We start from the raw sequence: 25,778 nt of genomic DNA on the forward strand, positions 1-25,778 counted from the left end.
ACCTTTGCCCAGCGCCGCGCCGGTGTCAATGCCTGTCGCCGCCCGCCGCTACGCTGCGGGCAGCACTGCAGAGGGAGGTCGCGCATGCCACGCGAGGGAACAGGTCCCGACTTCATCGAAGCGCTGGCGCGCGGGCTCGAGGTGATCACGGCGTTCGGCCCGCACCGGCCGGAGATGACGCTGGCCGAGGTGGCGACCGCCGCCGGGCTGGCCCGCCCGACCGCGCGCCGGATCCTGCTCACCCTGGAGGAGCTCGGCTACGTCCGCGCCGGCGGGCGGGGTTACGCCCTGACCCCCCGCGTGCTCGACCTCGGCGTCGCCTACGTCCGCTCGATGGGCCTGTGGGACGTCGCCCGGCCACATCTGGAGCGGCTCGTCGCGCGCACCGGCGAGTCGTGCTCGATCGCCCAGCTCGACGGCTCCGACATCGTCTACGTCGCCCGGGTCGCGGTACCGAAGATCGTCGGGCTGAGCGTGCAGATCGGCACCCGGTTCCCGGCTTTGCCGACGTCGCTGGGCAAGGTCCAGCTCGCCGCGCTGCCGCCGGCCGAGCTGGAGGCGGTGCTGGCCCAGCCGACCCGCTCCGGGCTCGTCCCGCGCTGGCGGCCGGAGCGGGCCGAGCGCGACGCCGAGCTGCGCGAGGTCCGCGCCCGCGGCTGGGCGCTCACCGACGAGCAGCTCGCGCTGGGGATCCGGTCGGTGGCCGCGCCGCTGCGCGACGGGTCCGGCCGGGTCGTCGCCGGGGTCAACGTCAACTGCCACGCCGCCGAGACGCCGGTGGAGCGGCTCTTGGACCACCACCTGCCGCTGCTGCTGCAGACCGCCGGGGAGATCAGCGCCGACTTCGCCCGGCTCGACGACGTCCCGCACGTGACGGTGCCCGCGGTGTCTTGACCACCACGGCGCTCGGGGTGGAGACTGCGGACAAGAGTCCGTCAGACGGACAGGAAGTGAGGATCCGGGTGGACGACAGCGCAGCCGGCCCGTTGTCCGGGCTGCTGGTCGCGGACTTCTCCCGGGTGCTCGCCGGGCCGTACGCCACGATGCTGCTCGCCGACATGGGCGCCGAGGTCGTCAAGGTCGAAGGGCCCCAGGGCGACGAGACGCGCACCTGGATGCCACCGGTGCGCGGCGACGTCTCGACCTACTACCTCGGGGTGAACCGCGGGAAGCGCTCCATCGCCCTCGACCTGCGCGACGAGGCCGACGCCGCGGTCGCCCGCGAGCTGGCGGCGCGCGCGGACGTGGTGATCGAGAACTTCAAACCCGGCGGCCTGGCCAAGTACGGCCTCGACTACGACTCCGTCAGAGGAGCCAACCCCGGCAGCGTCTACGCCTCGATCAGCGGCTTCGGCTCGGGTGAGGGCGCGCACGTGCCCGGCTACGACCTGATGGTGCAGGCGATCTCGGGGCTGATGAGCCTCACCGGCGACCCGGACGGCCCGCCGTACCGGGCCGGGATCTCGGTGTTCGACGTGATGGCCGGCAACCACGCGGTGATCGGCATCCTCGCCGCCCTGCGCCACCGCGACGCGACCGGCGAGGGCCAGCACGTCGAGGTCAACCTGCTGTCCTCGGCGCTGACCGGGCTGGTCAACCACAGCTCGGCCTACGCCGCGGGCGGGGTGGTCCCCTACCGGATGGGCAACGCGCACCCCAGCGTCTTCCCCTACGAGCCGCTGCCCACCGCCGACCACGACCTGATCGTCGCCGCGGCCAACGACGGGCAGTTCCGCCGGCTGTGCGAGGTCCTCGGCCTGCCCGAGGTCCCCGATGACCCGCGGTTCGCCCGCAACGCCGACCGCACCGAGAACCGCGAAGAACTCCGGCCGATCCTCGTCGAGCGGCTGGCGAAGAAGAGCGCGGTGGAGTGGTTCGACGCGCTGACCGACGTCGGTGTCCCGTGTGGACCGATCAACACCATCGACGGCGGTTTCGCGATGGCCGAGCGCTTCGGCCTCGACCCGATCGTCGAGGTCGGCGACGGCGACCGCGCCGTCCCCACGACCCGTCACCCCATCCGGTTCTCCGCGACCCCGGCCGCCTACCGGCTGCCGCCGCCGGAGCTCGACGAACACGGCGCCGAGCTGCGCGCGTGGCTCACGGAGACCCCGCATGACTGACCCCGCTTACGAAACCGCTCTCGGATCGTCCACGAAGGACAAGATCACCCTGCTCGGCCAGGACCTCGCCGAGGACGTCATGGGCACCGTCGGCTTCGGCGAGCTGGCCTTCTGGCTGGCGACGCAACGACGTCCGTCCAAAGGGGAGACGAGGGTCTTCGAAGCGGTGCTGGCGGCGCTGGCCGACCACGGCTTCACCCCGACCGCGATCGTCACCCGGCTGACGTACCTGTCCGCGCCCGACTCCGTCCAGGGCGCGCTCGCCGCCGGCCTGCTCGGTGGCGGGTCGCGCTTCCTCGGCGTCACCGAAGACTGCGGCCGGTTCCTGCACGACGTCCTCGCGAACGCCGAGACACCGGCGGACGAGGCCGGCTGGGACGCCCTCGCGCTCGAAACCGTCGAAACCCGCCGTGCCGAGAAGAAGTTCATCCCGGGTCTCGGGCACCACGTCCACAAGGACGGCGACCCGCGTACCCGGCGCCTGTTCGAGATCGCCGCCGAAGAAGGCCTACGCGGGCCGCACCTGGAGCTGTTCGCCGCCATCGGCCGCGTGCACCCGCAGGTGCTCGGCAAGACGCTGCCGCTCAACGGCGCCGGCGTCTGCGGCGCCGCGCTCGCCGACCTCGGGCTGCCGCTGGAACTGCTGCGCGGGTTCGCGCTGCTGGCCCGGACCGCCGGGCTCATCGGCCAGCTCGCCGAAGAGCTGCGCCACCCGGTCGCGAACGACATCTTCCTGTCGGTCGACCTGAACAACCGGCCGGTCCCCCCGGACCCGCAACGCTGAGAGGAACGCCGATGCAGCTCGTCACCGAGGACAACATCACCGAGCTGGCCGCGCAGCGCTGGTCGGGCGCGCACGACCCGCGGACAGCGCAGGTCATGGCCGCCCTCGTCCGGCACCTGCACGCCTTCGCCCGCGAGGTGCGCCTCAGCGAGACCGAGTGGATGGCCGCCATGCGGTGGCTCACCGAAACCGGGCAGATCAGCGACGAGAAGCGCGAGGAGTTCATCCTCGCCTCCGACGTGCTCGGCCTGAGCATGCTGGTGGTGCAGATGAACCACGCCTTCGACGCCAAGGCGACCCCGGCCACGGTGCTCGGCCCGTTCCACATCGACGGCTCGCCGGAGAAGGACTTCGGCGGCGACATGTCCGACGGCCTGCCCGGCACGCCGCTCTACGTCACCGGCACCGTCACCGGGCTCGACGGCTCGCCCGTGGGCGGGGCGGTCCTCGACGTCTGGCAGGCCGACGAAGAAGGCGCGTACGAGTCGCAGGTCGCGGACGTCGACGAAGCCCGGCTGCGCGCGAAGTACGCCACGCGCGCCGACGGGACCTACTGCCTGCGCACCATCGCGCCGAAGGGCTACTCGATCCCGATGGACGGCCCGGTCGGCGAGCTCATCCGCGGCACCGACATCAGCCACTACCGCCCGGCCCACGTGCACTTCCTGATCAACGCGGCCGGTTACGAGCCGCTGATCACGCACCTGTTCCAGGAAGGCGCCGAGTACCTCGACAGCGACGTCGTGTTCGGCACCAAGCAGGAACTCGTCGTCACCTTCGAGCACCGCGACCCCGGGCCGACACCCGATGGTGGCGAGTCGGCCGAGCCGTGGCTGGAAGCGCGCTACGACTTCGTCCTCCAGCCCGTCTGACCTCCCGTGCGCGCGGCGGAGATCCGGACGGCGGGCGGTGCCCCGGTGGTGACCGACCGGCCGATGCCCGAACCGCGGGCGGACGAGGTCGCGGTGAGCGTCACGGCCGCGCCGATCACGCCGCTCGACCTGCTGTGCGCGTCCGGCACGTCCTACTTCGGCCTGCCGGAGCTGCCGTACGTGCCGGGAGTGCAGGGGGTCGGAGTGCTGACGCGCCCGACGCCGACCGAGCCGGCGGGGACGGCGGTGTGGTTCGCCACGACCGCGGGCATACGGCCCGGGGACGGCAGCATGGCCGAGCACGCCGTCGTCGCGCCCGCGGACCTGGTGGTGCTGCCGTCCGGGGCGGACCACGCCCTGGTCACGGCGCTCGGGCTGTCGGCGGTGGCGGCGTGGATGTGCTTGACGTGGAAGGGAAATCTCGTCGCGGGCGAGACGGTGCTGGTGCTCGGGGCCGGCGGGGTGGTCGGCCAGTCGGCGGTGCAGCTGGCCCGCGTGGCCGGAGCCGGGCACGTCATCGCCTGCGCACGGTCGGAGGCCGCACTGGAGCGGGCCCGGCGGCTCGGCGCGGACAGCGTCGCGCGGTTCGCGCCCGGCGACGACGTCGAGCGGCTGACGCGGCGGCTCGGCGACACGCCGGTCGACCTGGTGATCGACCCGGTCTCGGGGATCCCGGCCGCGGCGGCGCTGCGCACCCTGCGCCCGGGCGGGCGGCTGGTGAACCTCGGCAGCGCGGCCGGCGACGAGATCCCGGTGTCCTCGGCCGTGCTGCGCAGCAGGTCCCTGCACATCCACGGCTACACGAACAACGAGCTCGACACCGGCCGCCGCCGCGAAGCCCTCCTCACGGTGGTCGGCCACGCGCTCGCCGGGGCGCTCACGGTCGACTACGAGCGCGTCCCGCTGCTCGACGCGGGTGCCGCCTGGACCCGCCCGGGGCGGATCGTGCTGGTGCCCTAGCGGCCGTAGCCTTCGGCGGCCAGGACCTTCCCCATCATCTCGTAGGCCGCCGGGTCCTCCGGCGCGATCGTGGCCAGGCCGTCGACGTAGCGGTTGTACATGCAGAACGCCGCCGCGATCAGCACGGTGTCGTGCAGCTCGACGTCGGTCGCTCCTTCGGCGCGGGCCGCGGCGATGAGCTCGCCGGTGACGGCGCGGCCGGTTTCCCGGGTCGCCAGTGCGATCCGCAGCAGCGCCTTGAGCTTGTCCGACACGGGTGCGTCGTCAATTTCCGCGCACGTCGCGTCGACCACGGCCCGGCCGCCGTCGAGGGTTTCGGCCGCCGCGGCGGCGTGGCTGCCGTGGCAGAAGCGGCACTCGTTGCCGTTCGAGACCACCGCCGCGATCAGTTCGCGCTCGCCCACTCCCAGGGGACTCTCTCCGCGCAGGAGGGTTTGCGCCAGGTGGTTCAGCGGTACCGCGGTCTCCGGCCGGTAGGCCATCAGCGACCGGATCCCCGGCAGCTGCGGGTCGAGCGGGATGTGCGGCATCAGGTCCTCCTCGCGAGGGCGAAAGATCTCCCCGCGAGTCTTTCGGGTGACGGCGGCCCGGCCAACCTCCGCGTTGCCCAACCGGGCCGCCGCCGAAAGGATCAGCCGGAGGTTCAGCCGATGGTGAAGTCGTCGGCGTAGAGGGCACTTTGGCCGTACCAGCCGTGGACGTACACCGTCACCGCACCCGACGCGCCGGTCGTGAACGGCACCGACAGCTGGGTCCAGCCGCTGCTCGAGGTCCACGTGCTGGCGGTCGCGCCGCCCCGGACCCCGACGTAGGCGTAGTTGCCCTGCACCCAGGCCTTGAGCGTGTAGGCGTGGTTCGGGGCGAGGGTGACGTTCTGCGCCGCTTCCCCGGTGGCCGAGGAGGTGGGCACCACCTGCAGCGCGTGGGTCCCGGAGTGGGCCGGGGTGGCGACGATCGCGTCACCCGCGGCGCTCCACGGGCTCAGCGCACCGGTCTCGAACCCGCCGTTGACGACCCCGCCCGCGGGCGGGGTGCCCTTCACCGTGAGGGTGAACGTCGCACTGTGGCTCGCCGATGCCGCCGTGCCGGTGACGGTCAGCGGGTAGACCCCGGGGACCGCGGCCGACGTGGTGCTCACCGACAGCGTCGCGCTGCCGCCGGCGGTCACCGAGCCGGGACTGACCGACGCCGTGACGCCGGCGGGGGCGCCGGTGACCGAGAGCGTCACCTGCTGAGCCGATCCGGATGTCACCGCGGTGCTGACGGTCGCACTGGCCGAGCCACCCGGGTCGACGGCGGCCGAGGACGGGTTCGCGGCGAGGGAGAAGTCGTTGCCGGGCACGGTCGTGCCGCCGGTGAAGGGCGCGAAGGCGTGGCTGAAGAACCACGTGTCCTGGGCGATGCCGGAGCAGTTGTCCGCGGCGGCACCGCCGGGGCAGCCGCCGTTGTCGCGCTGCAGGGCCCAGAACGACAGCTCGTTGATGCCCTTCGAGACCGCCCAGTTGTAGACGGTGGCCGCGTCGGCGGTCGTGAACGTCTCGGCCGGGCCGAAGTCGTCGACGCCGATCATTTCGGTGATCCCGACCATCGCCCACAGCTGCGCCTGCGTCTTGCCCGGGTACAGCGCGCCGAGCTGGGAGACGAGCCCGGTGGCCGAGGTCTGGGTGTCGGTGGCCATCTGGTGGGCGGCGTTGTCGTAGTAGTCGAAGGTCATCATGTTGACCACGTCGACGCGGGTGCCGTTGGAGACGGCGTTGCGCAGCACGGCCAGGCCGCTGTCGGCGAGGCCGCGGGTGGTCGTGGGCAGGGTGTAGGAGATCTGCAGCGGCCGCCCGGACGCCGCGGCCCAGTCCTGGACCTTCTTGATGGCCTTGTTGCGGCGGTCGATCCCGGCTGAATTGGTCAGCGAGTTGTCCTCGATGTCCATGTCGAGGCGGGGGACGTCGTAGGTGGTGATCACCGACTCGTAGGCGGCGGCGATCGAGTCGACGTTGGTGCAGCTGTCGCCGATCTCGGTGCCGGTGTTGTCGGCGGTGTAGCCGCCGAAGGACGGGATGACGTCGCCGCCGCGCGAACGGATCGTGGCGATGTCCGAGCCGAACGTGGAGTTCGCGATCGGCATCCCGGTGTCACCGTTCCAGTAGACGGTGCAGGAACCCTTGGTGGCGGCCTGGATGAACGCCATCGTGAGGTGCTTGGCGCCCGACTGCTGGGCCAGCGCGGCGGGGCTCTCGCCGGTCCAGGCTTCGAAGTACGGCGCGAAGACGTGCGCGGGCAGCGGCGTCGCGGCTTGGGCGGTCCCCGTGCCGGCGACGAGCGAGCCGGCCGAAACCCCCATCAGGGCAAGTAAAACGGACATTCGGGAGAAAGGTCTGCGACGACGCATCTGCGCTCCAGTGCCGGCGGGAAGCCGTGCCGCGGCGTAACACGGCGAGAACGTCCCCAGGATTGGATCAGACCAATCCACGCGTCAAGGTCTAGACCACTAAACCGGCCGGATGGCCGCACCGGTTGCTCATTCCCGATTCGACGGCCGTTGACCGCGTGTGAGCAACGATCGGATACAAAACCGTGCCAAGCCCGGCGATCTGCCGGTAGCGTGCGCGTCCATGCGGGTGAATTGGGGGACGATTGGACAGCGCAGAGTGACCAAGCCGTGGCGCGCGGCACCGAAGGCCGCCCTCTCCAGCCCGCTCACGCTGATCGTCGCGGCGGTGACCTCTCTGCTCGCCTGTTTCCTCGGCACCGCCGCGGTCCTGCAGGCCTCCGCCGCCGGCGGCGCCACGGTCGCCTACCAGACCGGGATCACCTGCCCCGACAGCTACGGCCCGGTCTTCGGCAAGGGCAACATCCCCGTCCGGGACATCCCGGCACTGACCGGCGCGGTGCAGCGCCACGCCGGCGCGCACGGCTTCGGCACGCCGGTCGTCGGCCAGTACACGAACGTCCTCTACGGCACCCAGTTCAACGGCGACCCGAACTACAAGGTCCGCCTCGCCTACCGCGACCAAGCCGGTCTGGACAACCTGGCGCTGCAGCAAGGCAGCCGCGCGCCGGGGCTGTGGCTGGGCAACGTCGTCGCCGCCCCCGAGCACATCGGCATCGGCACCAAGCCCAGCGTCCACGGCGTCGCGCTGCCGCCCGTCACCGGCATCTACCGCGACCTGCTCGACCCGCCGCCGCGCTGGTGGTGCTCACAGCAGTCCGGCGCCGTCGTCGACCGGCTCGCCAACGACCCCATCGACTCGATCGTCTTCGCCACCGACGGCAAGACCTTCGACGACGCGGTCAAGGCGATCGGCCTGCCGACGATGCAGTACTTCCACATCTCGTTCTACGAACCGGCACCGACCACCCTCAACGCGGCCGAGGACCTGCTGCAACGCTCCCGCGACCTCATCGCCGACGTCCGCGCGGACCTCACCGCCCAAGGGCTCGGGAACCTGGTCGCCGCCGACGTCCCGACGTTCGAACGCTCGGTCGGGATCGCCCGCCAGGCCCAGGACAACGTGTTCGTCTCGATCCTGCCGCTCGCGCTGATCAGCGTCCTGGTCGGCTGCGCCGGCCTCGGCACCGTCGCCCTGCAGTGGTACCAGCGGCGCCACGCCCAGCTGCGGCTGCTCTCCGCCCGCGGCAGCGGCCCGGGCGCCCTCGGCGGCCTCGCCGTCGCCGAACTGGGCCTGCCGATCCTGCTCGGCGGGGCGCTCGGCGCGGTCGCCGCCCGGCTGCTGCTCGGCGTCTACGGCCCACCCGGCGCACCCGACCCCGAAGCCGAGCTGCGCGCCGGCATCGTCGCGGCGGGGGTGCTGGTGGTGTCGCTCGCGCTGCTGGCGCTGGTCGTGGCCGTGCGGGCCCACCGGGAGTTCGAACTCGGCCGCGTGCGCCGCGCCGGCAACCGGATGCGGCTGCTCGGGTACTTCCCCTGGGAGCTCGCGACGGCCGGCATGGCCTGGCTCGGCTGGACCCGCCTGGCCCACTACAGCACCGGCTCCCGGCTCGGAAATCCATTACCCCAGGTCGACCCGCTGGCCCTGACCTACCCGGTGTTCGTCGTGCTGACCGTCGGCCTGCTCACCGCCCGGCTGGCCTGGCTCGCCCTGCACGCGTCCCACCGGGCCCGGCTCTGGTCGCGCCCGGCCCTGCAGCTGGCGATCCGGCGGCTGGCCGGCGCCCGCGCCCCGGTGACCGGCGTCCTGATCATCGGCACCCTCGCCATCGGCACGCTCGCCACCGGCATCGGCATCGCCAACGGCCAAGAGGCCGCGCTCGACACGAAGTCGGCGATCTTCGTCGGCGGCAACGCCCGCCTCGACACCGACAGCCCGATCGGCATGGGCACCGTCGCCATGCCCGCCGCACTCGCCGGGAACAGCACCGTCGTCGGCGAGCTCACCGGCACCGGCAGCGTCGTGCTGGTCGTCGACCCCGCGACGTTCGCCAAGGGCGCCGCCCTCGACGACGTCCCGGCCGCCGACCTCGACGGGCTGCTGCGCCGGATCTCGCAACCGGACCCCCGGGGCACACCGGTGATCCGCGTCGGCCACACCGCCAAGCAGACCGCCCAGCTGCCCGACGGCCTGCGCGACGCCGTCACCGTCGCCGACCTCCCGGTCTTCCCGATGATCGGCACCTCGCCCGGCTACGTCGTCTCCCGCACCGCCCTCGACCACGGACAGCTCGACCGGGTCCCGAAGTGGAGCGTCCTGACCGGCGCACCGCTGGCCGACGCGACCGCCGCGTTGCGCGCCGCGGGCGTGTTCATCCCCAACTGGATCAGCCGCGAAACCGCACTGGACAGCCTGCCGTTCTTCGTCGTGTCGTGGACGTTCTCGTTCGTCGCCCTGCTCGGCGCGGTCCTCGGCGTCGTCGCGATCCTCGCGCTGCTCGTCGCGGTCGAGGTCCGGCGGCGCCAGAACGCCCTCGCCGGCGCGCTGGTCCTGCGGATGGGCATGCGGCCACGGACCCTGCTCGCGAGTCACCTGATGGAACTGGGCGCCCTGAGCGGGCTCGCGATCGTCGTCGGCGTGGTGTGCGGGATCTCCGTCGCGGGACTCTCGGTCCCGCGGTTCGACCCGGCGACCTTCCTCGCACCCCGCTCCGAACTCCCCGACCCGCTGCCGTTCGTGCTCACCGTGCTGGTCATCGGCGTGCTCGTGGTCGCCTTGGCCGGCTGGATCGCGATGCGCTCGGTGCGCACCGCCCGGACCGCGGAGCTGATCCGTGCCTGACAAACCGATCTTCTCCCTGCGCGGCATCGGCGTCGACTACCCGACCCCCGCCGGCGTCGTCACCGGCGTCGACGACGTCAGCTTCGACGTCCCCGCCCGCGGCATGACCGTGTTCGCTGGGCCATCGGGCTCCGGGAAGTCGACCCTGCTGCGCGTACTGGGCCTCTTCGAACAACCCGCCCGCGGCACCCTCACCTTCCAGGGCGCCGACGTCCGCCGGCTCAAGCACCGCGAGCGCCGCGCCCTGCGGCGCCACCACCTGGGCCTGGTGTTCCAGAGCCCGTCGGACAACCTGCTCGGCTACCTGAGCGTGGCCGACAACCTGCGCGCCGCGGCCGAAGCCGCCGGCACCGACTGCCGCCCCGACGACATCCTCGGCCAGCTCGGCCTGCACGGCACGGGGGACTGGAAGATCTCCGCGCTCTCGGGCGGCCAGCAGCAACGCCTGGCGTTCGGATGCGTGCTCGCCGCGCGCTCCACGGTGATCCTCGCCGACGAACCGACGTCCCAGCTCGACGAAGCCTCCGCCGACCTCGTGCTGGACACCCTGCAGTACCTCGTGGACCAGGACTTCGCGGTCCTGGTCGCCTCCCACGACGAACGCCTCATCGACCTCGGCGCGCGCGTGGCCCGGCTGCACAAGGGCACGCTCGAAGGCGTCGAAGAACGGGAGCCCCGGCCGTGACCCTCGTGGAGGCCGTCGGCCTGCGCCGCAGCTTCGCCCACCCCAGCGGCGACATCGAAGTGCTGCGCGGGCTCGAACTGCGCGTCGGCGCCGGCGAGCTCGTGACCGTCTCGGGCCGCTCCGGCTCCGGCAAGAGCGCCCTGCTGGCGCTGCTGTGCGGGTTCGACTCCCCCGACTCCGGCTGCGTGCTGCTCGACGGCGTCCCGATCAGCGGCGCCCCGCCCTGGCACACCTGCGCGGTCCTGCCCCAGGCACTCGGGCTGGCCAACGAGCTCACGATCGCGGAGAACGTCGCCCTCCCCCTGCGGCTGCGCTCCGACATACCCCGCCCGGCCCCGGCGGCGATCCAGTCCCGCGTCACCGGGCTCCTCGACGAACTCGGCATCGGCGACCTCGGCGACCGCTACCCCCTCGAGGTGTCGTTCGGACAGCAGCAACGCGTCGCCCTGGCCCGAGCGGTCGCCGGACGGCCCCGGGTGCTCCTCACCGACGAACCGACCGCCCACCTGGACGCGGGGTCGACACCGCGCGTCCTGCGCCTGCTGCGCCGGTGCGCTTCCGAAGGAGCGGCGGTGATCGTCGCGACCCACGACGACGAGGTCCACCGCATCGCCGACCGCCGCGTCCGCCTGCTCGACGGAGTGCTCACCGCCCTGCTGGACTAACCGATCAGGAATCGAGAAGCGCTGGTCAGCGGCCCGGCAATACCGTCGTTCCCGTACCGCAGACCACGACTTCAGGAGCACCGCGATGAGCACCCAGGGGATCAAGACCGTTCTCCACCCCGTCACCGACCTCGCCGCCGCCAAGGCCGTCTACACCGCCCTCCTCGGCACCGAACCCCAGGCCGACGCGCCCTACTACGTCGGCTACGACGTCGAAGGCCAGCACATCGGCCTCGTCCCCAACGGCGCGCAGCAGGGCATGACCGGGCCCGTGAACTACTGGCACGTCACCGACATCGAGGCCAAGCTCGCCGAAGTGACCGCCGCCGGCGCGAAGGTCAAGGACGAACCGAAGGACGTCGGCAACGGCCGCCTCGTCGCGACCTTCACCGACGCCGACGGCAACGTCCTCGGCGTGCTGCAGGACCCCGCCTAATCCAGCGCGGTCGCCCGGCTGACCTCCTCCCAGGAGGCCAGCTCCGCCGCGAGTGCCTCGTGCTGGGCCCGGATCGCGTCCACCGCGTCCGCGCCCAGCGCCAGGTGCAGCGGAGCGTCGTCGCGGCCGACCGCCCGCACGATCGCCGCGGCCGCCTTCGCCGGGTCGCCCGGCTGGGTCCCGTCCATCGACTCCACCGCCTCCCGCGTACCCGACGTCGACACCGCGTAGGCGTCGATCGGGCGGGAACGGTGCATCCGGCCGCCGCCGAACTCCGTGCGGAACGCACCCGGCTCCACGATCAGCACCTGCACCCCGAACGGCTTCACCTCTTCCGCCAGCGCCTCGGACAAGCCCTCCAGCGCGTACTTCGCGGAGCTGTAAGCGCCGAAGCCGGGCATCGACAGCTGCCCACCCATCGAACTGATCTGCACGACCGTCCCGCTGCCCTGCGCCCGCAGGTGCGGCAGCACCGCCTTCGTCACCGCCACCGCCCCGAAGAACATCACCTCCATCAGCGCCCGCAGCTCCTCCAGCGTCAGCTCCTCGACCGCCCCGACCGAACCGTGGCCCGCGTTGTTCACCACGACGTCGATCCGGCCGAACTCCTCCAGCGCCGTCTTCACCGCCGCGTCGACCTGACCGGCATCGGTGACGTCCAGCGCCGCGGTCCGGACCCGGTCCCCGCCACGATCCCGCAACCCGGACAGGGTTTCCGGCCGCCGCGCGGTCGCCAGCACCCGGTCACCCGCGGCCAACGCGGCCAGCGCGATCTCCCGCCCGAACCCGGCCGAGCACCCGGTGATCACCCAGACGCGGCCATCGGTGTTCGTCATCTTCGCGTTCCTCCCAGTGGCTTTCCTCCTGCCATCCTGGGGACGACCACCACCGCGCCGCCAACACCGATCTCCTGCCGGGGCTACAGTCCAAGCCTGTGACCCCCGAGCTGCGCCAGCTTCGCTACTTCGTCGCCGTCGCCGACGAAACCAGCTTCACCCGCGCCGCCGCCGGCCTGCACATCGCCCAGCAGTCCCTCTCCCAGCAGATCACCGTGCTCGAACGCGGCCTCGGCACGCGGCTGTTCGACCGCGACGCCCGCGGAACCCGCCTCACCGCCGTCGGAAAGCTCTTCCTGCCCGAAGCACGCGCCGTCCTGGCCCGCGCCGAAGAAGCCGTCGCGACGCTCGGGCGAGCCGTCCGCGGTGAAATCGGCACCGTGCGGCTCGCCTTCCTCACCACCACGGCCAACTACCTGCTGCCCCCGGTGGTCCGCGCCGTCCGCGAGCGATACCCCGACCTCACCGTGACCACCGCCGAAGCGTCCATCGCCGAACTCGTCGACGGCCTCCGCGAACACCGCTTCGACCTCGCCTTCACCCGGCCCCCACTCGTACCCGGCCTCACGTCACGGACACTCCTGACCGAGGAAGTCTGCGCCGTCCTCCCCACCGGCCACCCCCTCGCCACCCGCCCATCGCTGAACCTCGCGGACCTGGCCGGCGAACCGTGGGTCCTCACCCCGCGCAGCACCTGGGAACCCTGGCACCGCAGCTACGACGCCGACTTCGCCGCCGCCGGCTTCACCCCGCACGTCGTCCAGCGCGCCGCCACCGTGCAGGGCCTCCTGGGCCTCGTCGCCGCCGGCGTCGGCATCACCCGGCTGACCCGCTCGTCCCACAGCCTCCGCCGCAGCGGCGTCGAGTTCGTACCCCTGGACGACGACCTCGCCCGGACCGAACTCGTGTGGCTACCCGGCAACGACAACCCCGCCGTCCCGGTGATCGCCGACGTCGCCGCCGAACTCGCCGCGACCACCGATCTGACCGAAGCAGGATGAATCGTCCCGTTGACACCCAAAGTTGATCGACAAGCCCATTTGGTTGACGAAAACGATCACCTTTTCTTGTTGACGACCCACCGGCAACGCCAATAACGTGTCCGATGTCAACGAATGAATTTCTTCGTTCCGGGGAAATCGGTTCAGCAAAGGAGCCGCGGGATGAGCACGCCCCAAGTCCACCCACCGTCCCTGGAAGACGGGGGATCCGCGCTCTTCACGTGGATCGACGAGATGCGCGAGAACCACCCCGTCATCGCCGATGACGACGACACCTGGCACGTATTCCGGCACGCCGACGTAAAACGCATCTTCACCGACCACCAGACATTCTCCTCCGACCCGGGACTACTGCTCCCCGACACCGCCGAAGCCGTCCGCGGCAATATGGCCGCCGTCGACCCGCCGGTCCACCACCGGCTCCGGAAACTCGTCAGCAAAGCCTTCACCCCGAAAGTCGTCGCCGACCTCGAACCGCGGATCGTGAGCGCCACCGACACCCTCATCACCGAAATGGCGCGCCGCGACGACCCCGACCTCATCCGGGACCTCGCCTACGCACTCCCCGTCGTCGTCATCGGCGACCTCATCGGCATCCCACCCGAAGACCGCACCCTCTACCGCGGCTGGGCCGACGCCCTCCTCTCCGGCGGCGGCCCCCAGGAAGACGGCACCTCACTCACCGAGGTCATGGAGACCTACCTCGCCGCCCTGCTCGCCCAACGCCGCCGCGACCCCGAAGACGACCTCTTCAGCGCACTCGCCCACGCCGAAGTCGACGGCGAACGCCTCGCCGACCACGAAGTCCTCAACTTCGCCTCCCTGCTGCTCGCCGCCGGCCACATCACCACCACCATGATGCTCGGCAACACCGTGCTCTCCCTGCACGAATTCCCCGACGCCGCCGCCGCGGTCCGCCGCGACCCCGGCCTGGTACCCAGCCTCCTCGACGAGGTCACCCGCCACCGGCCCCCGATCATGCGCCTGCTCCGGATCACCACCACCGACGTCGACCTCGGCGGCGTCACCATCCCCGCCAAGTCGATGGTCACCCCCTGGGTCCTCGGCGCCAACCGCGACCCGCGCCACCACACCCGCGCAGGCGAGTTCGACCCCCGCCCCCGCAAGGAAACCAACCTCGCCTTCGGCGGCGGCGTCCACTTCTGCCTCGGCGCACCCCTCGCCCGCCTCGAAGGACGCATCGTCTTCGAGCAACTCCTCGACCGCTTCGCCGACATCCGCGTCCGCGAAGGCGTCCAGGTCGGCTACCCCTCACCGATGATCTTCGGCGTCCGCGAGCTCCCCGTCGAACTCATCCCCCACGACGTCGCCCGCTCCGCGTGACCGCCGACGCACACCCCTCCCACCCCTGATCCGTAGAATCGACGACGATGCGACGTCTTCGGTGGTACTGGGGGGCCTTGGTCCTCGCGTGCGTGGCCCTGCTGGCCGGCTTCTTCGTCTTCTTCGGCTCCGAAAGCAAGAACGGGCAACCACAACCACGCCAGGGCCCACCCGGCACCGGACCACTCACCATCGTCGCCATGGGCGACAGCACCGTCTCCGGCGAAGGCGCCGGCCAGTACACCGCCACCACCAACGGCCAGGGCGGCAACTGGTGCCACCGCTCCCCCAACGCCTTCGTCGACAAGATCGACGTCCCGGGCATCACCGCCCGCGTCAACCTCGCCTGCTCCGGCGCACCCGCGGAACAGGTCGCCCTCGGCGACGTCAAGCAGTGGACCGAACCCTCACAGGCCCAGCAGCTCGCCGCACTGGTCAAGGACCACCGCGTCGCCGCCGTCGTGATCGCCGTCGGCGCGAACGACGAACCGAAGTTCTCCAACCAGGTCACCGAATGCTTCAAAGCGTGGTTCAACGCCGACGCCCCACCGTGCAGCACCGCACTCAAGCAGAGCTGGCAGTCCAAAGTGGACGCCATGGTGCCCAAGGTCGCCACCGCCGTCTCCGACGTGAAGAAGGTGCTGGCGGCCGCCGGCTACGTCCCGGCCGACTACCAGCTGATCCTGCAGTCCTACGCCGCCCCCATCGGACCCGACCTGCCCGAGGACCTGCGCAGCCTCAACGGCTGCCCCTTCCGCGTCGAAGACCTGCGGTGGATCTCCCAGACCGGGATCGGCGTGCTCTCCGCCGGACTCAAAGCCGCCGCCCGGCAAACCGGCGCGCGGTTCCTGGACCTGGCGAAGGCCGGCGCGAAGCACGAGGCGTGCAGCGGCGGCGCCAACCCGGCGACCGAGTGGTTCACCCGGCTGACGCTCCAGCTGGCGGACCTCGGCCAAGCCGAACGCGCGGGTCACGCGCTCCAGGAGTCGTTCCACCCCAACGCGGCCGGCCACACGGCGATCGCGAACTGCCTCACGGAGTTCATCGCGGCCCGCGACGGCAACGCGTCCTGCCTCGCGGGCGCCGACGGGAAGCTCCACGCGGCCCCGGAGGTCGTGGCCCGCTGATCCCCTCGGTCTTCGGCTGGTTTGAGGGGTGACGTGTGCGCTGACCGGGCCACGGTTTTTCAAGCCCGGCCAGCGGTATAGGGCGTTATACAGTTAAAGATCGAGGGCGGCTCGCAGGGCGATGTCGATGCGTTCCTGGACGTCGAAGTCGATCTCGGCGATGCGCTCGTCGAACCACGGCCGGTAGAGGCGGGTCAGGTTGAGCGTGGACACCCAGTAGCGGGCGTCGATGGCCACGCCGAGGATGTCTTGGGGGTCGCGTTCCAGGAGTTCGGTGCCGAGCAGCCAGGGGCGCTCGGACTCGTTCACCCCGTCCGAGGACAGCAGTACGACGGTGCGCTGCCGGGCCGGTTCGGTCGGGGGGTGGTACGTCCAGACTTCACCCCTGCGCACGCAGATCCTTTTCCGCCGCGGTGCGCTCGGCCTCGTCCGACTCCGCGTAGGCCGGTTCCGGCTTTTGCGGGGTGTATCCCGTGCGTACCGCCTCACGCCGGGCTGCCTTGGACAGCCAGGAGGAGACCGAGATCCCGTGTGCTTTCGCGGCGCGTTCGGCGAACTCCAGGGCGCCGCTGTCCAGCGAAAGAGTGACCTTACGTGTTGCCATACCTTTTACCGTACCAGTGCCCCGGTCGCCGGGCGGAGCACTGGCGTCAGAACGTCGGCGAACGTCCCTCGAACGGCGTAGAGAGTACCACCGTGGTCCGCGTCGAGACCTTCGCGGCCTCGCGGATCCGGCGCAGCAGGTCCTCCAGCGCCAGCGGCGACTGGACGCGCACCAGCAGGATGTAGGACTCGTCGCCGGCGACCGAGTAGCACGACTCGATCTCCTTGATGTGCTGGATCCGCTGGGGATAGTCGTCCGGGGCGCCCGGGTCGTTGGGCGTCAGCGAGATCAGTGCCGTCAGCGGCAGGCCGATCTGCTCGCCGTCGAGCCGCGCGGTGTACCCGAGGATGACGCCGCGCTGCTCGAGGCGGCGCACCCGCTGGTGCACCGCCGACACCGACAGCCCGACCCGCTCCGCGAGATCGGTGAAGCTGCGGCGCCCGTCGGCCGCGAGCTCCTGGACGATCGCCTGGTCCAGCGGCTCCAGGCCGGCAGGCGTCATGCGTCCAGCACGACGAGCTCGTGCGGCCGGTTGTTGACGGACTCGACACCGTCGGCGGTGACGATCACGATGTCCTCGATGCGGGCGCCCCACCGACCCGGCTGGTAGATGCCCGGCTCGACGCTGAAGGCCATGCCCGGCTCGAGCGGCAGCGCGTTCCCGGCGATGATGTAGGGCTCCTCGTGCACGTCCAGGCCGATGCCGTGCCCGGTGCGGTGGATGAAGTACTCGCCGAACCCGGCCTCGGCGATGACGTCGCGCGCCGCGGCGTCGACCGCTTCGGCCGTGACACCCGGCTTCACCGCGGCCACCGCCGCGGCCTGGGCTCGCTGCAGCACGGCGTAGGTCTCGGCCACGTCGGCGTCGCGCGGCTCCCCCACCGCGTAGGTGCGGGTCGAGTCGGAGTTGTAGCCGGCCGGCAGCGGGCCGCCGATGTCGACGACCACGACGTCACCCTTCTCGATGACGCGCTCGGAGACGTCGTGGTGCGGGCTCGCGCCGTTCGGGCCGGACCCGACGATCACGAAGTCGGCCTGGAGGTGGCCCTCCTCCACGATGGCCGCGGCGATGTCGGCGCCGACCTCCGCCTCGGTGCGGCCGGGCCGCAGCCACTCGTGGACCCGGGCGTGCACGCGGTCGATGGCCGCCCCGGCGTCCCGCAGCGACGCGATCTCCGCGGCGTCCTTGCGCATCCGCAGCTCCCGCACCACCGGCCCGGCGAGGGTCTGCTCGGCCTCGCCCAGCGCGGCCCGCAGCGCCAGGACGTGCAGCGCCGGGGTGAAGTCGCTGACCGCGACGCGGCCGGGCTTCCCGAGCCGGTCCGCGACGAGCGCGTACGGGTCGTCGCCGTCGACCCAGGTGAGCAGCTCGACACCGAGCTCCTCGGTCGGGACGTCGGCGTAGCCGGGCGCCTCCAGTTTCGGCACGACCAGCGCGGGCGCGCCGTCCGCCGGGACGACGAGGGTCGTCAGGCGCTCGAACGAGCCGCCGGCCTGGCCGATGAGGTAGCGCAGGTCGGAGCCGGGCGCGATCAGCAGGGCGTCGGTGTCCGCGGCGGCCGCGGCGGAGCGGGCGCGGTCCAGGCGGGCCCGGAGGGCGGCGGCGTCGGGGGCGGGCGTGTGGAGGGAACGGCGCGACATGAAGGCGAGCCTAGTGGGGCGGCCCGGGCGGCCGGAGCGCCCGGTGCCACGACATGCCGGTCCGGGTGACACGGCTCCACCGCTCCCCCGGCGCTCACTCCCCTCGGGCCCGCGTGCGCGTGGCTTGCCCCCGGCACCCGCCGGGCGTGGCAGGCTGTGCGGGTGACCGGACCCCTTGCCCTGCTCGACTCCGCGAGCCTGTACTTCCGTTCGTTCTACGCCCTGCCCGACTCGATGAAGGCCGCCGACGGGACGCAGGTCAACGCCGTGCGCGGGTTCGCCGACACGATCGCGCGGATCCTCACCGACCGGCACCCGGCCCGGCTGGTGTGCTGCCTCGACGCCGACTGGCGGCCGAAGTTCCGCACCGACCTGCTGCCCAGCTACAAGGCGCACCGGGTGGCCGAGGAGACCGGCGCCGCGAGCCCCGACGTCGAAGAGGTGCCCGACACGCTCACCCCGCAGGTCCCGATCATCCTCGACCTCCTGGAAGCGTTCGGGTTCGCCACCGCGGAGGCGGCGGGCTACGAGGCCGACGACGTCATCGGCGCACTGGCCACCCGCGAGAAGAAGGACCCGGTCGAGGTCATCACCGGCGACCGGGACCTGTTCCAGCTGGTGCGCACCGAGCCGACGCCGACGTCGGTGATCTACGTCGGCAAGGGCTGGGCCAAGGCCGAGGTGCTCGGCCCGGCCGAGATCGCCGAGCGCTACAGCCTCCCCCGCGAGACCGCCGGGCCGGCGTACGCGGACATGTCCATGATGCGCGGCGACCCCTCCGACGGGCTGCCCGGCGTCGCCGGCATCGGCGAGAAGACCGCCGCGAAGCTGATCACGCAGTTCGGAAGTCTCGCCGCGCTCCTGGAAGCGTCGGCCGCGAGCGATCCCCGCGTCCCGCTCAAGACCCGGCTGCGCCTCGCCGACGCCGCCGACTACCTGGCCGTCGCGCCGACCGTGGTCCGGGTCGCCGTCGACGCGCCGGTCGAGCAGTCCCGCCCCGACACCGTGCCCGCGACGCCCGCCGACCCGGACCGCGTGGCCGAGCTGGCCGAGCGGTGGAACCTCGGCAACTCCGTCGAGCGGCTGCTCAAGGCCCTGCCCGGCGCCTGACCCCGGCTAGAAGTGCGTGCCGCACCACGGTGCGGTGACCGTCGTGAACAGCTCGTCGGCGCGGGCGGCCGCGCCCGGGGTCCGGACCTCGATCCGGCCCGCTTCCGCGAGCGCGGTCGCGCTCCACTGCCCGAGGTAGAGCATGCCGAGGGTGTCGGCGTCGAGGGCCAGGTCCGCCGCGGCATCCGTGCGGTGGGTGCCGTCGGGCGTGACTTCGTAGTGCCCGGTGTTGGCGGGCAGCTGCCGGTCGGTCACCGCCAGCACCACCGGGTCGGCCGCCCGGTACGTGCGGGCCGCCAGTGCCGCGGCGACGTCGACCGGCCGCAGCCACAGGTCGTCCTCGACGTCGGCGGTGCGCGCGTGCCGGTGGTCGGTCAGCATCGCGGCGAGCGGCTCGTCGACCGGGCGGTAGCGGGCCCGAACCCCGGAGACGAGGTCGATCGACAGCAGGAACCGCCACAGCGCGGCGCGCGCCACCGGGTCCGCGGCGTGCAGCTCCCGGACCTTCAGCACGGCCCCTTCGTCGGGCGACTCCAGGGTGCGGCGGTCCACCGTGTCGTACACGACGAAGCCGTCGTCACCGTCGGGTCCACTGTGGACGGCGATGACGTGGCTGCCCGTCGGGCCGACCAGACGGTCGTGCGCGATCGGCCACCACTCGGCGGGCCGGCCGATCATCCCGGCCCGGTGCAGCCCGATCCGCCGGTACAGCCCGGGAATCTCCGCCAGCGCTTCCTCCGGCGTGAGCATCCGGACGTCACCCGCCGCCGGCACGCGATCGTGGAGCCGGGCCGCGGGCCTGGGCAGCCACACGGTCTTGCCGAGCGCGGCCGAACCGTAGCCGAACCGGCCGTAGATGGTGGGCTCGCTGGCGTGCAGGGCGGCCAGCGGGATTCCGCGCGCGACGAAGTCCTCCAGCTGCACCGCCATCATCGCGGTGAGCACCCCGCGGCGGGTGCGGTCGGCGCGGACCCCGATGCCGTCGACCGCACCGAGCGGCAGGACGGCGCCGCCGGGTACCGCGATGTCGGTGTCGAAGGAGCTGGCGATCCCGATCGGGGTGGTGCCGTCGAAGGCGCCGAACTTGTGCGCCGCGGGCCACGAATCCCCGTACCGCGCCCAGGACTCGTCGCTGATCCGGTTGGTGTGCAGCGAGCGGCCCAGCAGGTCGAGCGTGCCGCGGCGCTCGTCCTCGGTCACCGGGCGGACGTCGAAGTCGGTCATGCCGCCGATCCTGCCGTCCGTCCCGGTTCCCGGCATCCCGATTTCCGTCGGCTCAGTAGTGCGTGCCGCTCCACGACGCCACCCGGGTCGCGAAGAGCACGTCGGCGTTCGCCAGTGCGGCCGGGTCACGAACCTCGATCCGGCCCGCACCGGCCAGTGCGGACGGCCGCCACGTGCCGAAGTAGGCCATCGCCAGTGTCGTGACGTCGAGGCGCAGCGCCGCGGGCTCGTCAGTGCGCCCGGCACCGTCCGCGCTGATCCGGTAGGTACCGCTGTTGGCCGGCAGCACCGGGTCTTCGACCTCGACGACGACCGGCGCGGCGCTCCCGTACTCCCGCGCCGCCAGCGCCTCCGGGACGTCGACGAGGCGGATCCAGTGCTCGTCGCCGATCCGGTCGACCGCGGCCCGGCGGTGGTCGGCGAGGATCAGCTCGATCGGCTCGTCCAGCGGCCGCGCCTCGGCGACGACCGTGTCGACCAGGTCGACCCCGAGCAGGAACCGCCACAGCCCGGCGAACGCGGCCGGCGTACCCGGGAACAGGTCCACCAGGCGCAGGCTCTTCGTCCACGGGTGCACCTGCAGGCCGTCGACGTAGAAGGTGGCGAAGCCGTCGGGCCCGTCCGGCCCGTGGTGCACGACCGCCTTGACCGGCTGGGGGCTGCGCCGGGCCTGCCCCTCGTACAACCGCCACAGCACCTCCGGCCGGGACATCGCCCCGGGACGGCGCGCCAGGCCCTCGTAGACGCCCGGGAGCACCTCCAGCGCCTCGTCCAGCTCCAGCAGCCGCACCTCCCCGGTCGCCGGCGCGTCGGGGTGCAACCGCGCGCGGTGCCGGTCGACGCTGTAGGTGCGGTAACGGGTCGCCAGGCCGTAGCCGAACCGGCCGTAGATCGGCGCCTCGGACGCCAGCAGGTTCGCGAACACGACCCCGCGCCCGGCGAAGTCCTCGAGCTGCGCCGTCATCAACGCCCGCAGCACACCCCGGCGCGTCCGGTCCGCGCGGACCCCGACCCCGGTGACACCCGCCATCGCCCGCCGCGCCCCACCGGGCACCGTCAGCTCGGCGTCGAACGAACGGGCCGTGCCGATCAGGTCCGGGTCGAACGCGCCGATCGTCCCGCCGGGCTGGAACGCGCGGGCCGCGCGCTCCCAGTCCGTGTCGTCACTCGGCGGCACGTGCAAGCTCGCGCGGAAGAGGTTGCTCGCCGCACGGTGCTCGCCGGGGTCCAGCGTCCGGATCTCGAAGTCGCTCATCCCCGGATCATCTCCGGAAACGACGAGGCCCGGCCACCGCAATTCCGCGGCGGCCGGGCCTCGTGCGCACAGCTACTTCGTGGCGGGCGGGGAAACCTCGTAGTTCCCGCCGTCACCCTTCACCGTGATCGCGATCTGCTGCGGCTTGCCCGCGATGGTCGCGGTGCACTCGAACTTCGCGCCGTCCTCGACCTTCTGCTCGGCCGGGCAGGTGACGCCAGTGACGCCGTCGATCTTGTAGGTCTCGGTGAGCAGCTTCTGGACGTCGGTCTGCATCTGGGTGTTGTTGAAGACCTGGGTCTTGAAGAACCCGGGCGCCACGAACCCGAGGATGCCGACCACGGCCACCACCACGACCAGCACGACGATGCCGATCAGGAGGCCCTTCTTCGACTTGGCGGGCTGCTCGCCCTCCGGCGCGCCCTGGCCGGGGAACTGCTGCTGCTGGCCGTAGTCGTACTGGCCCTGCGGCGGCTGCTGGCCGTACTGGGGCTGCTGCTGGGGCCCGCTCTGCGGGTACGCCCCGCCCGGCTGCTGCCCGTACTGCGGCTGCTGCTGCGGACCGCTCTGCGGGTAGCCACCACCGGGCTGCTGGCCGTAGGGCGGCGGCTGCTGACCCCACTGCGGCTGCTGCGGCGGCGTGTACCCCCCGGGCTGCTGACCCCACTGCTGGGGGTGCTGCGGTTGCTGCGGCTGGCCCCACTGCTGCTGGTTCGGGTCGTTCGAAGGCGGCTGCTGGCCCCACTGCGGCTGCTCCTGCGGGCCGCTCGGGGGGTACGCGCCGCCCGGCTGCTGCCCGTACTGGGGCTGCTGTGGGTCGTTGCCGCCATACGGCGTGCTCATCTTCTGCCTCCGCCTGCTTCGCTCATCTCGCTGTCCACCCCGAAACCGCCGTAATGCCGCGTACACACGGTCTTGCAGGCGATCCAACCACAGGTCGGAGCCGAGCACACGTGCCACGCCCACCTCCCGCCCCACCGGCGAGCAGGCCTAACACGGAGTTCACGCGGCACCGGCGGCGACGACACCCCGCCGCAGCGCCTTCAGCGCCTCGGCCGCCGCCGCACCCACCGGATCGCCCTTGCCGAGCACGTCGCGGATCTGGTCGAGCAGGTCGATCACCTGGCGCGACCAGCGCACGAAGTCACCCGCCGACAGCTCCTGGCCGTTGGCCTCGGCCGCCGTGAGCACCTTCTCCAGCGACTCGCCGCGCGCCCAGCGGTAGACCGGCCAGGCGAACCCGGCGTCGGGCTCCCGGGTGCGGTCGAGCCGGTGGCGCCGCTCGTCCTCGGTCAGGTCCACCCACAGCTTCACCGTCTCCTGCCACGCCTCGGGTACCGCACCGCCGGGCAGCCGCGGCTCCCCCGCGGTGTCCCGGCGGGCCTCGAAGACCAGCGTCGACACGACCGCGGCCAGCTCGGCCGGCCCGAGCCCGCGCCACACGCCGTGCCGGATGCACTCCGCCGCCAGCAGGTCGGACTCGCTGTAGAGCCGGGTCAGCCGCCGGCCGTGCTCGGTGACGCGGTCCTCGCCGTCGCCCGCCGACTCCGGCCCGAGATAGCCGCGCTCACCGAGCAGCGCCAGGATCCGGTCGAATGCCCGCGCCAGCGAGTGGGTCGTCGCCGCGACCTTCCGCTCCAGCTGCTGCGTCTCCGCCGCCAGCCGCTCGTACCGCTCGACCCAGCGCAGGTTCGCTTCGCGCTCGGCCAGCCCGTGGCACGGGTGCGCCCGCAGGGCCCGCCGCAACGCCGCCAGCTCGCCGTCCTCGTTCGCCCCGGATCGCTGCTTCTGCCGGCCCGGCAACGAAATCCCGGCGTTGCGCAGTGTCGAAGCGATGTCCCGGCGCGTCTTCGGCGACCGCAGCTCGATGTGCTTGGGCAGCTTGATCCGCCCCAGCGCCTCCACCGGCGCCGGGAAGTCCGCCACCGACAGCGGCCCCGACCACCGGTCCTCGGTCACCACGACCGGCCGCGGCTCCCGGATCGGGTCGAGCCCCGGGTCGACCACCACGGCCAGCCCCGCCCGCCGGCCCGCCGGCACCGCGATCACGTCGCCCTTGCGGAGCTTCTCCAACGACTCGGCCGTCCCCGCGCGGCGCACGGCGGTGTTCTGCCGCGACAACGCCTTCTCCCGCGCCGAAATCTTCGAGCGCAGCTCCACGTACTCGAGCGTCTCCGCGAAGTCCCCGGTCACCGCGGCCGTGTAGCCCTTCAGGGCTTCCTTGTTCCGCTCGATCCGCCGCGCCGTGCCGACCACCGACCGGTCGGCCTGGAACTGCGCGAACGACTGTTCCAGCAGCTCACGCGCCTCCGCCGCACCGACCTGGGCGACCAGGTTCACCGCCATGTTGTAGCCGGGCCGGAACGACGACCGCAGCGGGTAGGTCCGCGTCGAAGCGAGCCCGGCGACCTGCTTCGGATCGACCCCCGGCTGCCACGCGACGACAGCGTGACCCTCGACGTCGATCCCGCGCCGCCCGGCCCGCCCGGTCAGCTGGGTGTACTCCCCCGGCGTCAGGTCGACGTGCGCCTCGCCGTTGTACTTCACCAGCCGTTCGAGCACGACGGTCCGGGCCGGCATGTTGATCCCGAGCGCGAGGGTCTCCGTCGCGAACACGGCCTTCACCAGGCCCCGGACGAACAGCTCCTCGACCGTCTCCTTGAACGCCGGCAACAACCCGGCGTGGTGCCCCGCGATGCCGCGTTCGAGCGCCTCCCGCCACTCCCAGTACCCGAGCACGCCCAGGTCGCCCTCGGGCAGCTCGGACGTGCGCGCGTCGATGATCCGGCGGATCTCCTCGACCTCGCCCGGCCCGTTGAGCCGCAGCCCCGACCGGACGCACTGCGCGACCGCGGCGTCGCAGCCGGCGCGCGAAAAGATGAACACGATCGCCGGCAGCAGCCCCGCCCGATCCAGCTGCTCGACGACCTCCACCCGCGACGGCGGCCGGAACCGCGGCATCCGCGACGAGCCCCGCCGGGACCCGCGCGGCCCGTGGAACCCGGCGGGCGCGTACTGGCGGCCGATCTCCTCCGTGCGGCGCAGCAGGGTCGGGTTGATCCGCAGCTCGGCCCCCGGCGCGTGGACGTCCTCGCCGGCGAACAGGTCGAGCAGCCGGTTCCCGACCAGCATGTGCTGCCACAACGGCACCGGCCGGTGCTCGTCGACGACGACGGTCGTGTCGCCGCGCACCTCGACCAGCCACTCGCCGAACTCCTCGGCGTTGCTGACGGTGGCCGACAGCCCGACCACGCGGACGTGCTCGGGCAGGTGCAGGATCACCTCTTCCCACACCGCCCCGCGGAACCGGTCGGCCAGGTAGTGGACCTCGTCCATGACCACGTAACCGAGGTCGGTGATCGTCGAGGACCCGGCGTAGAGCATGTTGCGCAGCACCTCGGTGGTCATCACGACCACCTGCGCGTTGCCGTTGATCGAGGTGTCCCCGGTCAGCAGGCCGACGGCGTCCGCGCCGTACCGGGCGACGAGGTCGCCGTACTTCTGGTTCGACAGCGCCTTGATCGGCGTGGTGTAGAAGCACTTGCGGCCTTCGGCCAGCGCCAGGTGCACGGCGAACTCGCCGACGACGGTCTTCCCCGCCCCGGTCGGCGCGCACACGAGCACGCCGTGACCGCCCTCGAGGGCCTCGCACCCGCGGATCTGGAACTCGTCGAACTCGAAGGACGCTTCCGCGGCGAAGCGCGTCAGCTGGGGGTACTTCCCGCGACGCGCGGAGGCCGCATAGGCCTCGGCCGGGGAGGGAGAAGGGCTACTGGCCACCTCGTCAGGGTTTCACATCCCCCCGGCAGTCCGCACGCGGCGTGACCGTCGGCGGTCCGTGCTTCTTTTCGCGTGCACACCGCGCTGTGGTGTGCACGCCCGT

The 25,778-nt window shown here is 72.3% G+C and carries 24 protein-coding genes; 13 read left to right on the top strand and 11 right to left on the bottom strand.

Annotated elements, in window-relative coordinates; translation table 11 throughout:
* Window positions 1–84: 84 nt before the first annotated feature.
* The 5 genes from ABZ342_RS08650 (at window position 85) to ABZ342_RS08670 (ending at window position 4,739) form a co-directional block, all read left to right on the top strand.
* The gene (locus ABZ342_RS08650; RefSeq protein ID WP_360470363.1) at window positions 85–894 is read left to right on the top strand and encodes an IclR family transcriptional regulator C-terminal domain-containing protein; all 810 of its coding nucleotides are present in this window, start codon (window positions 85–87) and stop codon (window positions 892–894) included.
* 68 nt (window positions 895–962) lie between these two features.
* Complete coding sequence (locus tag ABZ342_RS08655; RefSeq protein ID WP_360470366.1) at window positions 963–2,123, top strand: CoA transferase; 1,161 nt, start codon at window positions 963–965, stop codon at window positions 2,121–2,123.
* Complete coding sequence (locus tag ABZ342_RS08660) at window positions 2,116–2,907, top strand: citryl-CoA lyase (RefSeq protein ID WP_360470369.1); 792 nt, start codon at window positions 2,116–2,118, stop codon at window positions 2,905–2,907. The genes ABZ342_RS08655 and ABZ342_RS08660 overlap by 8 nt, the downstream gene beginning before the upstream one ends.
* Before the next feature lie 11 nt (window positions 2,908–2,918).
* Window positions 2,919–3,779 (top strand): dioxygenase, encoded by an 861-nt coding sequence (locus ABZ342_RS08665; protein WP_360470372.1) that lies wholly within the window; start codon window positions 2,919–2,921, stop codon window positions 3,777–3,779.
* Window positions 3,780–3,824: 45 nt separating this feature from the next.
* Window positions 3,825–4,739 (top strand): zinc-binding alcohol dehydrogenase family protein, encoded by a 915-nt coding sequence (locus tag ABZ342_RS08670; RefSeq protein WP_360470375.1) that lies wholly within the window; start codon window positions 3,825–3,827, stop codon window positions 4,737–4,739.
* Here ABZ342_RS08670 and ABZ342_RS08675 read toward each other — a convergent pair.
* Both ABZ342_RS08675 and ABZ342_RS08680 read right to left on the bottom strand, forming a co-directional pair.
* The gene (locus ABZ342_RS08675) at window positions 4,736–5,269 is read right to left on the bottom strand and encodes a carboxymuconolactone decarboxylase (RefSeq protein ID WP_360470378.1); all 534 of its coding nucleotides are present in this window, start codon (window positions 5,267–5,269) and stop codon (window positions 4,736–4,738) included. The genes ABZ342_RS08670 and ABZ342_RS08675 overlap by 4 nt on opposite strands.
* 113 nt (window positions 5,270–5,382) lie before the next feature.
* On the bottom strand, window positions 5,383–7,077 hold the full coding sequence (locus tag ABZ342_RS08680; RefSeq protein ID WP_360470381.1) for a glycosyl hydrolase family 18 protein: 1,695 nt from the start codon (window positions 7,075–7,077) through the stop codon (window positions 5,383–5,385).
* 307 nt (window positions 7,078–7,384) lie between these two features.
* On the opposite strand from ABZ342_RS08680, the gene ABZ342_RS08685 reads away from it, so the two are divergent.
* The 4 genes from ABZ342_RS08685 (at window position 7,385) to ABZ342_RS08700 (ending at window position 11,753) form a co-directional block, all read left to right on the top strand.
* A complete protein-coding gene (locus ABZ342_RS08685; protein WP_360470384.1) occupies window positions 7,385–9,967 on the top strand; it encodes an ABC transporter permease in 2,583 nt (860 codons plus the stop codon).
* Window positions 9,960–10,652, top strand: a complete 693-nt coding sequence (locus ABZ342_RS08690; RefSeq protein WP_155544074.1) for an ATP-binding cassette domain-containing protein — start codon at window positions 9,960–9,962, stop codon at window positions 10,650–10,652. The genes ABZ342_RS08685 and ABZ342_RS08690 overlap by 8 nt, the downstream gene beginning before the upstream one ends.
* Window positions 10,649–11,317: an ATP-binding cassette domain-containing protein gene (locus ABZ342_RS08695; protein ID WP_360470387.1), complete on the top strand. Its 669-nt coding sequence runs from the start codon at window positions 10,649–10,651 to the stop codon at window positions 11,315–11,317. Before ABZ342_RS08690 ends, ABZ342_RS08695 begins: the two co-directional genes overlap by 4 nt.
* Before the next feature lie 85 nt (window positions 11,318–11,402).
* Complete coding sequence (locus ABZ342_RS08700; RefSeq protein WP_360470390.1) at window positions 11,403–11,753, top strand: VOC family protein; 351 nt, start codon at window positions 11,403–11,405, stop codon at window positions 11,751–11,753.
* Here the strand turns inward: ABZ342_RS08700 and ABZ342_RS08705 are convergent.
* Complete coding sequence (locus tag ABZ342_RS08705; protein ID WP_360470392.1) at window positions 11,750–12,589, bottom strand: oxidoreductase; 840 nt, start codon at window positions 12,587–12,589, stop codon at window positions 11,750–11,752. The two genes, ABZ342_RS08700 and ABZ342_RS08705, sit on opposite strands and share 4 nt — an antisense overlap.
* A gap of 98 nt (window positions 12,590–12,687) precedes the next feature.
* On the opposite strand from ABZ342_RS08705, the gene ABZ342_RS08710 reads away from it, so the two are divergent.
* From ABZ342_RS08710 to ABZ342_RS08720, 3 genes are all read left to right on the top strand, one after another.
* Window positions 12,688–13,590: a LysR family transcriptional regulator gene (locus ABZ342_RS08710; RefSeq protein WP_360470395.1), complete on the top strand. Its 903-nt coding sequence runs from the start codon at window positions 12,688–12,690 to the stop codon at window positions 13,588–13,590.
* 162 nt (window positions 13,591–13,752) lie between these two features.
* Window positions 13,753–14,934: a cytochrome P450 gene (locus tag ABZ342_RS08715; RefSeq protein ID WP_360470398.1), complete on the top strand. Its 1,182-nt coding sequence runs from the start codon at window positions 13,753–13,755 to the stop codon at window positions 14,932–14,934.
* A 47-nt stretch (window positions 14,935–14,981) separates the two neighbouring features.
* Entirely contained in the window at window positions 14,982–16,061 is a 1,080-nt protein-coding gene (locus ABZ342_RS08720) for a GDSL-type esterase/lipase family protein (RefSeq protein ID WP_360470400.1), read from the top strand.
* A gap of 93 nt (window positions 16,062–16,154) precedes the next feature.
* Here ABZ342_RS08720 and ABZ342_RS08725 read toward each other — a convergent pair whose 3' ends face one another.
* Genes ABZ342_RS08725 through ABZ342_RS08740 form a run of 4 tightly spaced genes read right to left on the bottom strand, consistent with a single transcriptional unit; the run spans window position 16,155 to window position 18,306 of the window.
* The gene (locus tag ABZ342_RS08725; RefSeq protein WP_155544080.1) at window positions 16,155–16,454 is read right to left on the bottom strand and encodes a hypothetical protein; all 300 of its coding nucleotides are present in this window, start codon (window positions 16,452–16,454) and stop codon (window positions 16,155–16,157) included.
* Entirely contained in the window at window positions 16,441–16,665 is a 225-nt protein-coding gene (locus ABZ342_RS08730; RefSeq protein WP_155544081.1) for a hypothetical protein, read from the bottom strand. Before ABZ342_RS08730 ends, ABZ342_RS08725 begins: the two co-directional genes overlap by 14 nt.
* Window positions 16,666–16,711: 46 nt before the next feature.
* Entirely contained in the window at window positions 16,712–17,167 is a 456-nt protein-coding gene (locus ABZ342_RS08735) for an Lrp/AsnC family transcriptional regulator (RefSeq protein ID WP_155544082.1), read from the bottom strand.
* Complete coding sequence (locus ABZ342_RS08740) at window positions 17,164–18,306, bottom strand: Xaa-Pro peptidase family protein (RefSeq protein ID WP_155544083.1); 1,143 nt, start codon at window positions 18,304–18,306, stop codon at window positions 17,164–17,166. The genes ABZ342_RS08735 and ABZ342_RS08740 overlap by 4 nt, the downstream gene beginning before the upstream one ends.
* Before the next feature lie 162 nt (window positions 18,307–18,468).
* Between ABZ342_RS08740 and ABZ342_RS08745 the strand changes: the two genes are divergently transcribed.
* The gene (locus tag ABZ342_RS08745; protein WP_360470405.1) at window positions 18,469–19,416 is read left to right on the top strand and encodes a 5'-3' exonuclease H3TH domain-containing protein; all 948 of its coding nucleotides are present in this window, start codon (window positions 18,469–18,471) and stop codon (window positions 19,414–19,416) included.
* Between the two features lie 6 nt (window positions 19,417–19,422).
* On the opposite strand, the gene ABZ342_RS08750 is transcribed toward ABZ342_RS08745, so the two are convergent.
* The 4 genes from ABZ342_RS08750 to ABZ342_RS08765 form a co-directional block, all read right to left on the bottom strand.
* The gene (locus tag ABZ342_RS08750; protein WP_360470407.1) at window positions 19,423–20,640 is read right to left on the bottom strand and encodes a GNAT family N-acetyltransferase; all 1,218 of its coding nucleotides are present in this window, start codon (window positions 20,638–20,640) and stop codon (window positions 19,423–19,425) included.
* A 52-nt stretch (window positions 20,641–20,692) separates the two neighbouring features.
* A complete protein-coding gene (locus ABZ342_RS08755) occupies window positions 20,693–21,895 on the bottom strand; it encodes a GNAT family N-acetyltransferase (protein WP_360470410.1) in 1,203 nt (400 codons plus the stop codon).
* A gap of 72 nt (window positions 21,896–21,967) precedes the next feature.
* Window positions 21,968–22,738, bottom strand: a complete 771-nt coding sequence (locus ABZ342_RS08760; RefSeq protein WP_155544087.1) for a DUF4333 domain-containing protein — start codon at window positions 22,736–22,738, stop codon at window positions 21,968–21,970.
* Between the two features lie 159 nt (window positions 22,739–22,897).
* A complete protein-coding gene (locus ABZ342_RS08765; protein WP_360470413.1) occupies window positions 22,898–25,675 on the bottom strand; it encodes a DEAD/DEAH box helicase in 2,778 nt (925 codons plus the stop codon).
* Window positions 25,676–25,778: the final 103 nt, after the last annotated feature.

Source organism: Amycolatopsis sp. NPDC005961, from assembly GCF_040629235.1.
In the GTDB taxonomy this organism is placed as follows: Bacteria; Actinomycetota; Actinomycetes; order Mycobacteriales; family Pseudonocardiaceae; genus Amycolatopsis; species Amycolatopsis camponoti.

Bases quoted from the DNA above. Each gene is read 5' to 3' on its own strand.
- ABZ342_RS08650 (WP_360470363.1), top strand. From the start codon at position 85: ATGCCACGCGAGGGAACAGGTCCCGACTTCATCGAAGCGCTGGCGCGC.
- ABZ342_RS08660 (WP_360470369.1), top strand. From the start codon at position 2,116: ATGACTGACCCCGCTTACGAAACCGCTCTCGGATCGTCCACGAAGGAC.
- ABZ342_RS08665 (WP_360470372.1), top strand. From the start codon at position 2,919: ATGCAGCTCGTCACCGAGGACAACATCACCGAGCTGGCCGCGCAGCGC.
- ABZ342_RS08675 (WP_360470378.1), bottom strand. From the start codon at position 5,269: ATGCCGCACATCCCGCTCGACCCGCAGCTGCCGGGGATCCGGTCGCTG.
- ABZ342_RS08680 (WP_360470381.1), bottom strand. From the start codon at position 7,077: ATGGGGGTTTCGGCCGGCTCGCTCGTCGCCGGCACGGGGACCGCCCAA.
- ABZ342_RS08700 (WP_360470390.1), top strand. From the start codon at position 11,403: ATGAGCACCCAGGGGATCAAGACCGTTCTCCACCCCGTCACCGACCTC.
- ABZ342_RS08705 (WP_360470392.1), bottom strand. From the start codon at position 12,589: ATGACGAACACCGATGGCCGCGTCTGGGTGATCACCGGGTGCTCGGCC.
- ABZ342_RS08715 (WP_360470398.1), top strand. From the start codon at position 13,753: ATGAGCACGCCCCAAGTCCACCCACCGTCCCTGGAAGACGGGGGATCC.
- ABZ342_RS08720 (WP_360470400.1), top strand. From the start codon at position 14,982: ATGCGACGTCTTCGGTGGTACTGGGGGGCCTTGGTCCTCGCGTGCGTG.
- ABZ342_RS08730 (WP_155544081.1), bottom strand. From the start codon at position 16,665: ATGGCAACACGTAAGGTCACTCTTTCGCTGGACAGCGGCGCCCTGGAG.
- ABZ342_RS08735 (WP_155544082.1), bottom strand. From the start codon at position 17,167: ATGACGCCTGCCGGCCTGGAGCCGCTGGACCAGGCGATCGTCCAGGAG.
- ABZ342_RS08740 (WP_155544083.1), bottom strand. From the start codon at position 18,306: ATGTCGCGCCGTTCCCTCCACACGCCCGCCCCCGACGCCGCCGCCCTC.
- ABZ342_RS08750 (WP_360470407.1), bottom strand. From the start codon at position 20,640: ATGACCGACTTCGACGTCCGCCCGGTGACCGAGGACGAGCGCCGCGGC.
- ABZ342_RS08755 (WP_360470410.1), bottom strand. From the start codon at position 21,895: ATGAGCGACTTCGAGATCCGGACGCTGGACCCCGGCGAGCACCGTGCG.
- ABZ342_RS08760 (WP_155544087.1), bottom strand. From the start codon at position 22,738: ATGAGCACGCCGTATGGCGGCAACGACCCACAGCAGCCCCAGTACGGG.